The organism is Hydrogenophaga intermedia, assembly GCF_023715105.1.
Classification (GTDB): Bacteria; Pseudomonadota; Gammaproteobacteria; order Burkholderiales; family Burkholderiaceae_C; genus Hydrogenophaga; species Hydrogenophaga intermedia_A.
In genome coordinates, this window is the sequence record NZ_JAMBNO010000021.1 from 12184 (window position 1) to 26487 (window position 14304).

General features: G+C 69.3%; 18 protein-coding genes. 4 read left to right on the plus strand and 14 right to left on the minus strand.

Features of this window, described 5'->3' with window-relative positions; genetic code table 11:
- Nucleotides 1-69: 69 nt before the first annotated feature.
- The 4 genes from M3149_RS17975 to M3149_RS17990 form a co-directional block, all read right to left on the minus strand.
- Nucleotides 70-1314: a HipA domain-containing protein gene (locus M3149_RS17975; RefSeq protein ID WP_251710864.1), complete on the minus strand. Its 1245-nt coding sequence runs from the start codon at nt 1312-1314 to the stop codon at nt 70-72.
- Between the two features lie 217 nt (nt 1315-1531).
- Nucleotides 1532-1831, minus strand: coding sequence for a flagellar basal body protein (locus M3149_RS17980; RefSeq protein WP_251710865.1), 300 nt, complete (start codon nt 1829-1831; stop codon nt 1532-1534).
- Nucleotides 1832-1942: 111 nt separating this feature from the next.
- Nucleotides 1943-2419 carry a helix-turn-helix domain-containing protein gene (locus tag M3149_RS17985; RefSeq protein ID WP_251710866.1) on the minus strand — a complete coding sequence of 159 codons (477 nt, stop codon included), beginning with the start codon at nt 2417-2419 and terminating at the stop codon, nt 1943-1945.
- Nucleotides 2420-2492: 73 nt separating this feature from the next.
- Nucleotides 2493-2885: a DoxX family protein gene (locus tag M3149_RS17990; RefSeq protein WP_251710867.1), complete on the minus strand. Its 393-nt coding sequence runs from the start codon at nt 2883-2885 to the stop codon at nt 2493-2495.
- Nucleotides 2886-3006: 121 nt separating this feature from the next.
- Between M3149_RS17990 and M3149_RS17995 the strand changes: the two genes are divergently transcribed.
- The gene (locus M3149_RS17995) at nt 3007-3354 is read left to right on the plus strand and encodes an ATPase with chaperone activity (protein WP_251710868.1); all 348 of its coding nucleotides are present in this window, start codon (nt 3007-3009) and stop codon (nt 3352-3354) included.
- A 15-nt stretch (nt 3355-3369) separates the two neighbouring features.
- On the opposite strand, the gene M3149_RS18000 is transcribed toward M3149_RS17995, so the two are convergent.
- On the minus strand, nt 3370-3945 hold the full coding sequence (locus tag M3149_RS18000) for a flavin reductase family protein (RefSeq protein ID WP_251710869.1): 576 nt from the start codon (nt 3943-3945) through the stop codon (nt 3370-3372).
- Nucleotides 3942-4385, minus strand: coding sequence for a VOC family protein (locus M3149_RS18005; RefSeq protein WP_251710910.1), 444 nt, complete (start codon nt 4383-4385; stop codon nt 3942-3944). Before M3149_RS18005 ends, M3149_RS18000 begins: the two co-directional genes overlap by 4 nt.
- Nucleotides 4386-4611: 226 nt before the next feature.
- On the opposite strand from M3149_RS18005, the gene M3149_RS18010 reads away from it, so the two are divergent.
- Nucleotides 4612-7311, plus strand: a complete 2700-nt coding sequence (locus tag M3149_RS18010; protein ID WP_251710870.1) for a cation-transporting P-type ATPase — start codon at nt 4612-4614, stop codon at nt 7309-7311.
- A gap of 90 nt (nt 7312-7401) precedes the next feature.
- Entirely contained in the window at nt 7402-7962 is a 561-nt protein-coding gene (locus M3149_RS18015) for a hypothetical protein (RefSeq protein ID WP_251710871.1), read from the plus strand.
- A gap of 7 nt (nt 7963-7969) precedes the next feature.
- On the opposite strand, the gene M3149_RS18020 is transcribed toward M3149_RS18015, so the two are convergent.
- The gene (locus M3149_RS18020) at nt 7970-8449 is read right to left on the minus strand and encodes an AAC(3)-I family aminoglycoside N-acetyltransferase (RefSeq protein ID WP_251710872.1); all 480 of its coding nucleotides are present in this window, start codon (nt 8447-8449) and stop codon (nt 7970-7972) included.
- Between the two features lie 43 nt (nt 8450-8492).
- Between M3149_RS18020 and M3149_RS18025 the strand changes: the two genes are divergently transcribed.
- A complete protein-coding gene (locus M3149_RS18025; protein ID WP_435370759.1) occupies nt 8493-9812 on the plus strand; it encodes an NAD(P)/FAD-dependent oxidoreductase in 1320 nt (439 codons plus the stop codon).
- Nucleotides 9813-9825: 13 nt separating this feature from the next.
- On the opposite strand, the gene M3149_RS23325 is transcribed toward M3149_RS18025, so the two are convergent.
- The 7 genes from M3149_RS23325 to minD form a co-directional block, all read right to left on the minus strand.
- Nucleotides 9826-10644 carry an acyl-CoA dehydrogenase family protein gene (locus M3149_RS23325; protein ID WP_435370760.1) on the minus strand — a complete coding sequence of 273 codons (819 nt, stop codon included), beginning with the start codon at nt 10642-10644 and terminating at the stop codon, nt 9826-9828.
- A 21-nt stretch (nt 10645-10665) separates the two neighbouring features.
- Nucleotides 10666-11478 (minus strand): acyl-CoA dehydrogenase family protein, encoded by an 813-nt coding sequence (locus tag M3149_RS23330; protein WP_435370761.1) that lies wholly within the window; start codon nt 11476-11478, stop codon nt 10666-10668.
- Nucleotides 11479-11490: 12 nt separating this feature from the next.
- Nucleotides 11491-12120 carry a LysE family transporter gene (locus M3149_RS18035; RefSeq protein ID WP_251710874.1) on the minus strand — a complete coding sequence of 210 codons (630 nt, stop codon included), beginning with the start codon at nt 12118-12120 and terminating at the stop codon, nt 11491-11493.
- A 4-nt stretch (nt 12121-12124) separates the two neighbouring features.
- Nucleotides 12125-12643, minus strand: coding sequence for a hypothetical protein (locus M3149_RS18040; RefSeq protein ID WP_251710875.1), 519 nt, complete (start codon nt 12641-12643; stop codon nt 12125-12127).
- 123 nt (nt 12644-12766) lie between these two features.
- Complete coding sequence (gene infA, locus M3149_RS18045) at nt 12767-13021, minus strand: translation initiation factor IF-1 (protein WP_251710876.1); 255 nt, start codon at nt 13019-13021, stop codon at nt 12767-12769.
- 177 nt (nt 13022-13198) lie between these two features.
- Nucleotides 13199-13459: a cell division topological specificity factor MinE gene (minE, locus tag M3149_RS18050; protein WP_251710877.1), complete on the minus strand. Its 261-nt coding sequence runs from the start codon at nt 13457-13459 to the stop codon at nt 13199-13201.
- Between the two features lie 2 nt (nt 13460-13461).
- On the minus strand, nt 13462-14277 hold the full coding sequence (gene minD, locus M3149_RS18055) for a septum site-determining protein MinD (protein ID WP_251710878.1): 816 nt from the start codon (nt 14275-14277) through the stop codon (nt 13462-13464).
- Between the last annotated feature and the right edge of the window lie 27 nt (nt 14278-14304).

Genomic DNA, 14304 nt, shown 5'->3' on the forward strand with positions numbered 1-14304 from the left:
ACCTGACCCGGGCCAACCCTGTGGCGCGAGGTCTTGCAAGTCTTTGATTTCTCGAACACGCCAGAGCAGCTACTCTGGCGCCCTACGGCTCAGCGCGCTCTGCAGCACCTCATCGGGCACCAGCGGTGCCAGAAAGGTGCGAACGACATCCAGGTTGCGCGCTGCCAGCTGCCGCATGGCGGTTGATACCGGCGCAGGGAGGTCGGCCACCTGAACGGTGTGCCAAAACAGCCCGGCGGCCTTCGCTGCACGCGACCAAATCTCGGGCCTTGCACCCACCGTCCCGACCTTGGGCTCGATGGGGTTCAGGTCAGGCTCGATACCGCCACCGATGGGGGCATAGCGCATGGGCAGGATGTCGTATGCCGGTGCGACACCCTGGTACTCGCCCTCGTCGTCGATCAGCAGGGAGAGGTTCTCGAAGTGGCGATCGGTGTTGCCGATCAACTCGCTGAAGGCGGCCATGGTGTCGATGTGCGCGGCGTCTTCGGCGCTGATGTACTTCGCGCGCAAGCACCGGGCTGCAAATTCAGGCCAGGTGTCTCGCTTGCCGAAAAACTCATCATCGACAGCGCCCGCCGACAGCATGCCGACGCGGCCGGTGGTCCCTTCGCGGTCGAAGCGGACGACCTCCAGGAAGACGTGGTCCTCGCTCAACAGCAATTGCGTGGGCGCGCTGGGTACGCCGACCGTCGCCAGTGCCCGAAGCGCCAGGTGCTCCAAAGGCAGCAGATCGGCCATGCGGCTTCCCCGCTTGGCGAACTTCACGAGCACATGCCCGGCGCCCTCGGTGAACGACAGGAACTTGGGCTGCTCGCCGCCGGCGCTGGAGCCATACGCAGCCGCTTTGAGTGCCTGCGCCATCTCGACGTAGTGGGTGAGCTTCTGAGCTTCAGGCACGGGCTCGGCCGCGCGCAATTCCATCTCCCGTTGCAGGCAGGCGCTGCCGAAAACCAGGTTGCCGGGCAGGTTCAGGCCCATCGTGAACAGCCAGGCGATGCGGTGCTCGTCGCTCCAGTCCTTCAGGCTCTCGGGGAAGGGTTGGGCGCGAGACACTTGCTGGGCGATCTGTCGTCCAAGAAAACCCGAGGGCGCCGAGAAGGCCATGTAGGGGGGCAGTCCGTCATAGAGGGTCGTCCTTCCGTTCGGGTCGCGCTCGAGGGTCGAGCCGCCGGCGAGGAACTCCACATCGGCAAAACGCGCGATCTTCCCGGCGCTCAGGTAGCGGTGGATCGGCTGCCGGGGGGCGATGCCCATCGGGAGGGGGCGCAACGCTGCATACAACGGGGTGCGCTGGCCCGAGACCCGGAACATGGTGACCTGGTCACCCAGGCTTTGAATGGTTCGGGAAAAGGTGGGTTGACTGATGCCGAGCGCGGAAATGGCTTTCGTCGCCGTTTGCGGACCCTGCCGAAGCACTCTCAGCAGGGCGGAATCCAAACCCTCCGGGTTCCTTGAAGCGGCAGACAAGTTGAGTCCCTGAATTTTTCAAGAATAGTTCAGAGAATTATATTTGATGTCCCTTGGCGCGTCAGGCCCGCTCGTCCAGCCACCTTCCCAGCGTGCGCTCCACCACCCCGATCACCTTCGCGTTGGCCTTGAAACTCGCCGCCGCGGCGATCTGATCAACGATTTCCTGTTCCAGCGACACGCCTTCGCGCGGCGCGCGTTCGATGCGCGTGTCCACGCCGCCTTCGGCGCGCGCGGTGGCCTTCACCTCGTGGCGGTGAAAGCCCGGCGTGTTCACGTTGGCGATGTTGTGGGCGCTGGTGTCGAGCCGCCGGGTGGCGGCCTGCAGGCCGCCCGTGGCGGTGGACAGGACCTTGATCATGGATGCTCCCGGGCGGGCGGCGTGGCCGCCCTTGTCGGGGCTATCGGCAGGTCGGTGAACGCGCTTGAGGCCGCCGGTCGGCGAGGGCACCGCATGCCCGTGGCGCGCGGCTCAGGCCGACACCACGGCCTTCATCACATCGCGCTTGCCCTGACTGCGCAGCGCCAGGATGGCGGGCAGGAAGCGGGCACGCGGCGTCACCTGGCCGCTTTCCCACTTCCACACCGACAGGGCCGAGGTGCCGAGGTAGGCGGCCATCTGCTTTTGCGTGAGGCCCAGGCGCTCGCGCTGGGCCTTGAAGCGTTCGGCGCTGAAGACGGCGCGGCGGCCGCGTTTTGGGGCGCTGTCATCGGCCGATGCGGCCACAGCGGCGGCGGGCTGCGCGCGCGCGGCCTGCTGCAGCGCCTTGCCGGCGCGCCGGTTGGCCTCTCGCAGGGCCGCCTGCGTCTCGCGCAGCTCGCGCTTGAGCGTGGCGATCTCGTGGCGGTGGGTGGCGCTGGCTTTGCGCAAGGTGGTGAGGTCGTCGCGCAGCTCCTTGCGGGCGATGCGCGCGATCTCCTTCTTCAGCGTGGCGGCAAAGGTGGTCATGGTCCCGACGACTGGTGGTGGTTGTGGGGCGGAGGATACGCCTGCCGCCCGTCCCGGCCACCCACGCGGGCCTTCAACGCTGCTGGCGGTGCGTGAGCGCCACGACCAGCGCCGTGACGAAGAAGAAGGCCTGCAGCTCCAGGCGCCAGCCGCCCGAGTTGGTGAGCTGCAGCCAGTGGCCCATGTGGGCCAGGCCCACGGCGAACACCATGTTCACCACGATGAGCAGCGCGGCCGGCACGATCCACACGCCGGCCAGCAGCAGCAGCGGCGCCACCAGCTCGCCCACGTAGACGCCATAGGCCAGCCAGCCCGGCAGGCCGCGCGCCTGCAGCATGCCCTCGATGCCGTCGACCCCGTTCATGACCTTGGCGACGCCATGCAGGATCATGAGGAGGGCGAGGGTCCAGCGCAGCAGCAGCAGGCCGGCGCGGGGGTGGTCGAAGAGCTGTTCGAGCAGTTTCATGGTGGGCAGGGACGTTGAGAAAACAAAAGGAAGCCGATGCGCCGCGATGGGATGATGCGCACCGGCGCCGAGTGTAGGGACCCCACCGACCACACCCGCCAACCGCACCCGCATAGCCGCCATGGACGACTCCCAGATCCACGTTCCCGACAGCTTCATCCACCTGTTCGTTCGGCGTGGTCAGCCCGTGCCGCGCCAGCGCGCCGCGGAGATCGCGCAGCGCTTCGAAGTGTGTGACGACATGGCCGCCACGCTGCTGCCGCGCGCACAGGAACTGCAGTTCAAGTTCGGCATCGCCGAGGCCGAGGTGATTCACAAGCTGCTGGAGAGCCTGCTGCCGATCACGCAGGGCCCCGACGCGGTGTTGAGCGAACCCGAGGCGCAATGGGTGGTGTGCCACATGGCCGAGCAGCTGGGCTGGGTGGAACACCTGAGCCCCGAACTCCGGGCGCTGGGCGGGCCGGCCTGAGCCGGCGCCGGCGCGTCAGAGCGCGCGCGCCTGCACCATGCCAGCCGACCGCACGAAGTTCCCCGCGCCCAGGTGGTGGATGGTCTGCAGGTCGCTGTTCTGATCGTTGAACACCCAGCGGCCGTTCGCAAACACCCGCGGGTCGGCCGCGGCGGCCACCACCTCGGCAAAGCAGGTGTCGTAGGCGTCTTCGGTGTGGCGCTCGGGGATCAGGCGGCACTCCAGCCACGCCGCGCAGCCGCGCTCGACGAGGGGCACGCCTAGCACCGGGCCGCTGGTGGCCTCGATGCCGTACCGCGCGAACTTGTCGCCATCGCGCCCGCTGTGCTGGCCCACGCTGTAGGTCAGGTCGGCCAGCGCGAGGCCGGGCAGGCACAGGCCGAAGGCGCCACTGGCGGCCACGAGCTCGCGCGTGAAGGTGTGCTTGTCGATCACCACCGCGATGCGCGGCGGCGTGAACTCCACCGGCATCGACCAGGCCGCCGCCATGACGTTGCGGCGGCCGCCGTGCGCGCTCGTCACGAGCACGGTGGGGCCGTGGTTGATGAGCCTGCTGGCGTGTTCGAGCCGCACCGGCTCGAAGCCGCTCACTTGGCGAACAGCTTGTTGATGTCGCCGAAGGCCTTGACCTCGATGGCGTTGCCCGAGGGGTCGAGGAAGAACATGGTGGCCTGCTCGCCGGGCTGGCCCTGGAAGCGGATGTAGGGCTCGATCACGAACCTGGTGTCCAGGCTCTTGAGGCGCTCGGCCATCGCTTCCCAGTCGGCCATGGGCAACACGATGCCGAAATGGCGCACGGGCACGCCGTGGCCGTCGACCGCGTTGGTGGCCGCGCTGCCGCAAGCCTCGGGCGCCAGGTGGGCCACGATCTGGTGGCCGTAGAAGTTGAAGTCGATCCACTCGGGTGAGCTGCGGCCCTCGGGGCAGCCCAGCAGCTCGCCGTAGAAGGCGCGCGCGGCCTCGAGGTCGTGCACCGGGAAGGCCAGGTGAAAGGGCGACAGTGGCGCGGGGTTGGTGGTGGGGGCGCGCATGACAGGCGCAGAGACGGTGGCGGTGGCGGTGGTGGTCATCTCGTTCCTCTTGACGGGCGGCGTGGTTGCCGCGCAGGGCCCCAAGTGTGCGACAAACCCGCGGCCCGCGCCCGCAACGTGGCACTTGGCCCCCCGCTGTCAAGCGGTTGCCCGGCAGCGCGCTGCGCCGCCGGTTTACACGCGAGCCGGAATCGGGAACATGCGGCGTCGAAGGAGGTGAGCAGCGATGAGCGATCCCGTCGACCCGCGGCCATGGCACAACCTGACGGCCGACGAGGCCCTGACGCGCCTGGACGCGCAGGCGCAGGGCCTGACCACGCGCGGCGCCGCAGAACGGCTGGCGCGCTTCGGTGCCAACGAGCTCGCGGCGGCCCGCCGGCGCGGTCCGCTGGCGCGCTTCATGCACCAGTTCCACAACGTGCTGCTGTACGTCATGCTGGGCGCGGCGGTGATCACCGCGTTCCTGGGCCACTGGATCGACACCGGCGTGCTGCTGGCGGCAGTGCTCGTCAACGCCATCGTCGGCTTCGTGCAGGAAGGCAAGGCCGAATCGGCGCTGGAGGCGATTCGCGCCATGCTCTCGCCGCGCGCGCTGGTGCTGCGCGACGGCCAGCGGGCCGAGATCGATGCCGCCGCGCTGGTGCCCGGCGACGTGGTGCTGCTGGCCTCGGGCGACCGCGTGCCGGCCGACCTTCGCTTGATCCAGGTCAAATCGCTGCGTTGCGACGAATCCACGCTGACGGGCGAATCGGTACCGGTGGAGAAGGGTGACGCGCCGGTGGCACCCGGGGCCACGCTCGGCGAGCGCCGGTGCATGGCCTACGCGGGCACGCTGGTCACCTACGGACAGGCCACGGGGCTGGTGGTGGCCACGGGTCTGGCCACCGAGATCGGCCGCATCGACCGTCTGCTGGCCGGTGTGTCGGCCGGCAGCACGCGACTGCTGCGCCAGATCGACCGCTTCGGGCGTGCGCTGGCGGTGGTGATCCTGGCGATCGCGGTGGCCACCTTTGTCACCGGGGTGTGGCTGCGCGGGCTGCCCGCGGCCGACATGTTCATGCTGGTCGTGGCGCTGGTCGCCTCGGCCATTCCCGAAGGCCTGCCGGCGATCATGACCGTCACGCTCGCCCTCGGCGTACAGCGAATGGCGCGGCGCCAGGCCATCGTGCGCCGCCTGCCCGCGGTGGAGGCGCTGGGCTCGGTCACGGTGATCTGTTCGGACAAGACCGGCACCCTCACGCGCAACGAGATGACGGTGCAGCGGGTGTTGTGCGCCGGGCTCGACGTGAGCGTGAGCGGCGTGGGCTATGCGCCCGAGGGCGAGTTCCACGTCGGTGCGCGTGCCATCGACCCCGACCGTCACCCCGCGCTGGCCCTGGCGCTGCGCGCCGGCGTGCTGTGCAACGACGCACGCATGGCCGAGCAGGCCGGCCGGTGGTCGGTGCTGGGCGACCCCACCGAGGGCGCGCTGCTGGTGCTGGGCCACAAGGCCGGGCTGCTGCACGCCCACACGGCGGCCGCCTGGCCGCGCGTGGACTCGATTCCGTTCGAGTCGCAGCACCGCTTCATGGCCACCGCCCACCGCGACGACGAGGGCGCGCCGTGGATCTTCGCCAAAGGTGCGCCCGAGAAGATGATCGAGATCAGCACGCACGAGTACGGGCCCGAAGGCGAGCGCGCGATCGACGTCGACACCTGGCGGCGCATGGCCAACGACATTGCCGCGCGCGGCTTGCGGCTGCTGGCGCTGGCGTGCAAGCGCGGCGCACCGGCAGGCCACGGCCTGCACTTCGACGACGTGGCCGAGGGCTACACCTTGCTCGCGCTGGTGGGCATCGCCGACCCGCCACGCGAGGAAGCGGTGCGGGCCGTGGCCGACTGCCACAGCGCCGGCATCCGCGTGAAGATGATCACCGGCGACCACGGCGAAACCGCGCGTTCCATCGGCGCACAGCTGGCCATCGGCACCGGCAAGCCCGCCATCACCGGCGCCGAGCTGGAGCTGATGGACGACGACGCACTGCAGCGCGTGGCGCTGGAAATCGACGTCTTCGCGCGCGCCAGCCCCGAACACAAGCTGCGCCTGGTGCAGGCGCTGCAACGCCACGGCCAGGTGGTGGCCATGACGGGCGACGGCGTGAACGACGCGCCGGCGCTCAAGCGCGCCGACGTGGGCGTCGCGATGGGCCGCAAGGGCACCGAGGCCGCCAAGCAAGCGGCCGACGTGGTGCTGGCCGATGACAACTTCGCCACCATCGCGGCCGCGGTGCGGGAGGGGCGGGCGGTGTACGACAACATCCGCAAGTTCGTGCTGTTCATGCTGCCCACCAACGGCGGCGAGGCGCTGGTGGTGATCGCGGCCATTCTGTTCCAGTTCACCCTGCCCATGACGCCGGCGCAGGTGCTGTGGATCAACATGGTCACCTCGAGCACGCTGGGCCTGGCGCTGGCCTTCGAGCCGGCCGAGCCCGGCATCATGCGGCGCGCGCCTCGCCCGCCGGGCGCATCGCTGCTGTCGCGCTTTTTCGTCTGGCGCGTGGTCATGGTCTCGGTGCTGATGGCCTGCGCCGCGCTGGGCCTGTTTCTGTGGGAGCTGCACCGGGGAACGCCGCTGGAGACCGCCCGAACCACGGCGGTCAGTGCCATCGTGGCAGCCGAGATGTTCTACCTGCTCAACAGCCGCTTCGTGCTGCAGCCGGCGCTCTCGCGCGCGGGCCTGGGCGGCAACGCCGCGGTGGCCTGGGCGCTGCTGGCCTGCGGGCTGCTGCAACTCGGCTTCGTGCACCTGCCGCCCCTGCAGGCGGTGTTCGCATCCACAGCGCTGGACGCCGCCCAGTGGGGCAGGGTGGTGCTGGCCGGACTCGTGGTGTTCGCGCTGGCCGAACTGGAGAAAGCGGTGGTGCGGCGCCATTGGCCACACGGCTGAGCACCAGGCATCACCGCAGCACCGCGCTCGTGCTAACGTCTCGCCCTGCCGCGCGCATGGCGCGTCGCACCCAACCCCCAGGACCTGACCATGACGTCCAGCCCACCCACAACCCCGCCACCGCGCCTGGCGCTCGGCACGGGTCTGGCCGCGCTGCCCACGGGCCTGTCGGGCGTGGTGTTCACGCTGGAGATGCGCGACACCGAACCGGAGCGGCTGGCCCTGTGCGCGCGCGACCTGCAACAACTGTCGGACAACGCTGCGCGCACCGAGCAGTTCACGAGCAGCGTATTCTTTGCCTTCAACGGCCTGGAGCGCGATCCGCGCCAGGTGCACACCATCCCCGAATGCCGGGATGTGCTGCGCGCCCTGCACGAGCGCTGGCCCTACTGGATGCACTTCCTGGCGCCCGAACCCGACCTGTGGACCGTGCTGCTGCTGTGCCTGCTGCCGCTGGGGCCGGGTGTGCGCCTGCCCAACGGGCGCATTGGGCACGAGCTGGACCGCAAGGCGCTCAAGAACCTGGTGCTCGACCTCACCATTGCCCTCAACGAGCTGCACGATCGCCACAAGATCTCGCTCGCGGCGCGCCAGCGCATCTTCAAGGGCGCGATGCAGGCGATGGAGCGCGCCACCGGCGCGCGCATCTGAGCCGGGGTCAGTTCAACGGCAGATCGAAGTGCATCACGTCCTCGCGCACGCCCAGGCTGGTGTAGAGCGCGATGGCCGGGTCGTCGCCGTGGTCGGCCTGCACGTACACCACCCAGGCACCCCGCTCGCGCGCAATCGCCCGCAGCGCGTCGATGAGCCGGGTGGCGATGCCCTGGCGGCGGTGCGCCTCGGCCACCGCCAGGTCGTACAGGTAGACCTCGCTTCGGCGGCGCTCCAGTTTGGGCAGCTCATAGGCCACCAGGCCGCCCACCACGTCGTCGCCGCGCTCGGCCACCAGCGCAATCACCTGCGGGTTGGCCAGCGTCTGCTGCACCCAGGCCGGGTCGGGCGGCTGGGCGAGGTAGGTCTCGGTGTCGCCAAAGGCGTCGGCGAACAGGGCGTTGAGGCGGCGCAGCCGCGCGGCATCGTGGGCGCCCAGGCGGCACACGGCGAGTGGCGGGGCTGCGGACGGGGTGGGGTCGGCCATGGGGCAGGGGCGCGCGGTTACGCTCGCGGTTGACGGAGAGGACATGATGAACGATGACGACACCACCGCCCAGCCCATCATCGTGGTGGGTGGCGGCGCAGGCGGGCTGGAGCTGGCCTGCAAGCTGGGACGCCGGCTCGGCCCGCAGCGCGTGACGCTGGTGGACCGCCAGCTGTTCCACATCTGGAAGCCCTCGCTGCACGAGGTGGCGGCGGGCACGCTGGACATCCACCAGGAAGGCCTGTCGTACGAGATGCTGGCGCACGACAACGGCTTCGTGTTCTGCTACGGCGCGCTCAGCGGGCTCGACGCCGCGCGGCGCGAGATCACCGTGGCGGCGGTGCACGACGAGCAGGGCGAGGAGCTGATCCCGGCGCGCACGCTGGGTTACGGCGCGTTGGTCCTGGCACTCGGCAGCACGGCCAATCACTTCAACGTGCCGGGCGCCGCCGAGCACACCATCGCGCTCAACCAGCCGGCCGATGCCGAACACTTCCGCCTGCGCCTGCTCAAGTTGATGACCGCGGCCGAGTTGCGCAAGAGCGCGGGCGGCGAGGGCAAGGTCAACGTGGTCATCATCGGGGGCGGCGCCACCGGTGTGGAGCTGGCGGCCGAACTGCGCGAGGCAAGCCAGGTGCACGCGCGTTACGGGTTTCGCCGGCTCGATGCGCGCGAGGATGTGCGGCTCACTCTGCTCGAAGGCGCCGAGCGCATCCTTGCCCCGCTGCCCGAGAAGGTGTCGGCCTCGGCCAGCGCACTGCTGCGCGAGCGCGGCGTCGACGTGCTCACACGCTGCCGCGTCGCGCGCATCACGCCAAGCCAGGTGGAAGACAGCGAAGGCCGCGTGTTCGCGGCCGATGTGGTGGTGTGGGCCGCGGGCATCCAGGCGCCGGGCCTGCTGCGCGAGCTGGGCCTGCCGGTGGCGCGTGGTGGACAGGTGCAGGTGGACGCCACGCTCGCGGTGCCTGGCTTCGACCACGTGTACGCGCTGGGCGACTGCGCGGCCTGCCCGCAGCCCGACGGTCGAGGGGTGCCACCGCGCGCACAGGCGGCGCACCAGCAGGCGAGCTACCTGGCTGCGCGGCTGCTGCGCGCCTCGAGGGGACAGGCGCTGGACGACAAGCCCTACGTCTACCGCGACCACGGCTCACTGGTGTCGATCGGCACGCGCAGCTCGGTTGGCAATCTGATGGGCAATCTGTTCGGCAGCACCTGGTTCGTGCAGGGCCTGCTGGCGCGCGCGATGTACGTGAGCCTGCACCTGATGCACCACCAGGCGGTGCTGGGCACGCTGCGCACCGGCGTGCTGGCGTTCGCGCGCTTTCTCGTCAAGCGCGCCACGCCGCTGGTGAAGCTGCACTGAGCGCGTTGCGGCGTCAGCGCTCCAGCGCGTCGCGCACGCGCCACCAGTGCATCAGGCCTTCGGGCACGCCCTCGCGCTCGAACACCGCGGTGTGCGCCTCGCCCGCCGCATCCAGCCGCGCCACGGCCCAGGCCAGCAGCGCAAAAGCCAGGCCGTGCAGCAGGTCGTCGGCGGTGTCGAGCACGAAGGCGTTGTCGGTGGCGGCGCGCGCCAGCCAGCGCGGCAGCAAGGCGCGCGCTTCGCCGAACACGGCACACAGGCCTGGCGAGGTGCCGAGTTCGGCGCGCAAGCCGTCGAGCAGCTCGACCGCGGTGACACCGCCATCGGCCAGCAGCTTGCGCTGCGCGAGGTCGATCGCCTGGATCTGGTTCGTGCCCTCGTAGATCATCGCGATGCGCGCGTCGCGCACCGTCTGCTCGATGCCGTATTCGTGCACGTAGCCGTAGCCGCCCCACACGCCCAGCGCGTCGGCCGGGTCGTGAAAGCCGTGGTGCGTGCAAAAGGCCTTGACGATGGGTGTGAGCAGCGCGGCAAAGCGCTTCTCGCGCGCGCGCACCGCTTCGTCCCGGTGGAGTTCCGAGAGGTCGAGCGCCAGCGCGGCGCGGTAGGCCAGCACGCGCTGCGCCTCGGTGAGGGTGCGCAGGCGCTGCAGCGTGCGGCGCACCGCGGGGTGTTGCGCGATGGGCTTGCCCATCTGCGCGCGCTCGTCCGCACAGCGCTGCGCATTCTGCGCCGCCATCTCCTGGTGGCCCAGGCCCTGCAGGCCCACGTGCAGGCGCGCGGAGTTCATCATCAGGAACATCGCCGCCAGGCCGCGGTGCGGCTCGCCCACGAGCCAGCCGGTGGCGTCTTCCTAGCGCATGGCGCAGGTGGCGCTGGCCCTGATGCCCATCTTCTTCTCGATGCCGTCGCAGAACATGGCGTTGCGCGAACCGTCGGGCAGCACTTTCGGCACCAGCGCGAGCGACAGGCCCTTGGTGCCTGGTGGTGCCGGATTTGCAGGGTCCTGCAGGCGGCAAAGCACCAGGTGCACGATGTTGTCGGTCAGGTCGTGCTCGCCGCCGCTGATGAAGATCTTGCTGCCGCTCACGCGCAGGCTGCCGTCGGCCAGCGGCTCGGCGCGCGTGCGCAGCTGGCCCAGGTCACTGCCGGCCTGGGGCTCGGTGAGCGCCATGGCGGCCAGCCATTCGCCGCTGGCGATCTGGTGCAGGTAGCGCGCCTTGAGTTCGTCGCTGCCGTGGTGCTTGAGCGTCTCAAAGGCCCCGTGCAGCAGGTCCGGGTACATGTTCCAGCCGTGGTTGCAGGCGTCGAGCATTTCGCGCATCGCGGCGTCCAGCAGCAGTGGCAGGCCCTGGCCGCCCCAGGCCGGATCGCAGGGCAGGGCGGGCCAGCCACCTTGCACGAAGGCCTGGTAGGCGGCGCGAAAACCAGCGGGCGTGCTCACCGAGCCGTCGGCGTGGCGCGTGCAGCCCGCCAGGTCGCCCGGGCCGTTGAGGGGTTGCAGGACCTCGCTCGCGAAACGCGCGGCTTCCTGCAGCACGGCGTCGGCCGTTTCCATGTCGAGATCAGCGAACGCCGGGCATTCGGCCCACAGCGCGGGCGCGTCCAGCACCTGGTCGATCACGCGTCGCATGGACACCAGGGGCGCATCGTAGTGCCAGGTCACGGACGTCCCTCGTCAGGCGCCGCGCTTGAACATCGCAAGCAGTCCTCCTGCCACCACGAAGAGCGAGCCGAACAGCCGGTTGAGTGCGCGCACGTGAGCGGTGGACTTGAGCGTTCGCAGCAAGCGCGCGGCCAGTGCGGTGTAGCCCGCCATCACCACCAGGTCGGTGAAGCCCAGGGTGAGCGCGATCACCAGGTACTGCGGGGCCAGCGGCTGGCCCAGGTTGAGGAATTGCGGCACCACGGCCAGCAGGAACACCGTGCCCTTGGGGTTGAGGGCGTTGATGATCCAGCCGCGCACGATCAGATCGCGAGCGCGCCGCGGGGTGGCGTCGGCGCTGGCTTGCGCGATCGGCCGCGCCGGGGCGCGCCACTGCTGAACGCCCAGCCACACGAGGTAGGCCACACCCGCCCACTTGATGACGGCGAAAGCGGTGGCTGACGTGGCCACCAGCGCACCCAGGCCGATGCCCACCACCACGATCTGCGTCCAGATGCCGAGCACGAGGCCAAGCGTGGTGAGGTAGCCGCGTCGAAAACCGTGCGTGAGCCCCGCGCTCATGGCCGCGACGGCGCCCGCACCGGGCGAGATGCTGATGGCCCAGGAAGCGGCGAAGAAGGCGAGCCAGGTGGCGAGATCCATCGCCTCAGTTTATGCGCAGCTTGAACTGCAGCAGCACGGCGCCGTCGACGTTCTTGATGGACGGAATCAGGCCCAGGTTGATGCCGAAGCGGCGACCCTCGATGGACGCCATGGGCAACGCAGCGAAGAAGGTGCCGCCGCGAGAGATCGCCGGGTAGCCATTGAGAACGCCGATGGCCGCACCGAGCTTGACCGGCCCGATTTGCCAGGGCTGCCAGTTGATGGCGGCGTACTGCGAGGGTTTGCCCAGGCTGTTGTCATAGACGCCAGCCATCACGGCCAGCTCGGGCGAGCGGCGCCATTCGATGCCAAAGCCGAAGTTGTTTTCGTTGTATCGCGGGTCGCGGTCGAAGTGGCGCGAGAAGCCGCCCACATTGATCCAGATCTGGGGCTGATCGGCGGCAGCGGCCGACGCTTCATCGGCGCGGGCTGCCGAGACGCCGAAACCCGCCAGGGGCAGCGCCAGGGCCAGCAGCAGCGGCTTGGCGGAGAACGGCAGGGAGGGGATGGATCGCGCAGACATCGTGGACCTCGGACAGATGGCCCCGGCTGGGGCGCTGTCCTTGATCTCGACCGATGTCGCGGTGCACTGAACACCACCGATCGGGCCCTGACACCCGACGGCAGCGCAAGCGTGTCAAAAGCCTCAGTTGCGCCGGCGCGGTGCGGCCGGGCCCCGACCTTCCAGGTGGCGGAAGTTGATGCGGCCCTTGGTGAGGTCGTAAGGCGAAAGTTCGAGCGAGACGCGATCACCCGCGAGGATGCGGATGTGGTTCTTTTTCATCTTGCCGGCGGAATAGGCAATGAGCTGGTGCCCGTTGTCCAGGGTCACGCGAAAACGCGTGTCGGGCAACACCTCGTTGACGATCCCCATCATGTCGATCAGTTCTTCCTTGGCCATGCGGTTCCTTGCAGTGACGTGGTTCGTCCACGCCGCTCGGACCATCGGCACGTGGTGCCATCGGATGCGGGAAGACGAGAAAAGGCCACCGGAGCGATGGCCACGTGAAGGGCCCGTGTGCAGGGCCCTGGTGCTGCGCGGCACGGCCGCGCGAAGCAGGAATTGTACCCGCCGGCGTCAGCGCCGCTCGGGCAGCTCGATCTTGACCTCGAGCACGTCCAGGTTGTCCTGGCGCTCGAGCTGCACCTTGATGTCGTTCGGGTCGATGCGGATGTACTTGCCGATCACCGCCACGAGCTCGCGTTGCAGCGCGGGCAGGTAGTCGGGTTCGGCCGCGCCGCGCCCGGCGCGCTCGTGCGCCAGGATGATCTGCAGCCGCTCCTTGGCGACGCTGGCGGTCTTTTTCTTCTCGCCCAGCAGGAAGGACAGCAGCGACATGCTCATTTCCCTCCGAACAAGCGCTTGAAGAAGCCGGTCTTCTCGGCTTCGATGAAGCGCAACGGCTTGTCGGCGCCCAGGAAGCGGTCGATCACATCACCATAGGCCTCGGCCACATCGCTGCCTTTGAGGTGGATGGCGGGCGTGCCCTGATTGGACGCCGTGAGCACGCTCTCGCTCTCGGGAATGACGCCGATGAGCGGGATGCGCAGAATGTCCTGGATGTCCTGCAGCGAAAGCATCTGGCCGTCGGCCACGCGGGTGGGGTTGTAGCGCGTGATCAGCAGGTGTTCCTTGATCGGCTCCTTGCCATCGATGGCGCGCTGCGTCTTGCTGGCGAGCATGCCCAGGATGCGGTCGGAATCGCGCACGCTGGAGACTTCGGGGTTGGTCACGACGAGCGCCTCGTCGGCGTAATGCATGGCCATGAGGGCACCAGTCTCGATGCCCGCGGGCGAATCGCACACGATGTAGTCGAAACCCTGTTCGGTGAGTTCGTCCAGCACGCGTTTGACGCCTTCCTGCGTGAGCGCGTCCTTGTCGCGCGTCTGGCTGGCGGCCAGCACGTGCAGGGTATCGACCTGCTTGTCCTTGATGAGCGCCTGACCGAGCCGGGCCTCGCCCTGGATCACGTTGATGAGGTCGTACACCACACGCCGCTCGCAGCCCATGATGAGATCGAGGTTGCGCAGGCCGACGTCGAAATCGATCACGGCGGTCTTGAGGCCTCGCAGGGCCAGTCCGGCAGCGAAGCTGGCGCTGGTGGTGGTCTTGCCCACCCCACCCTTGCCGGAGGTGACGACGACGATACGGGTCATGGAAGGCTCCCTTGGAATCGGTTGGTT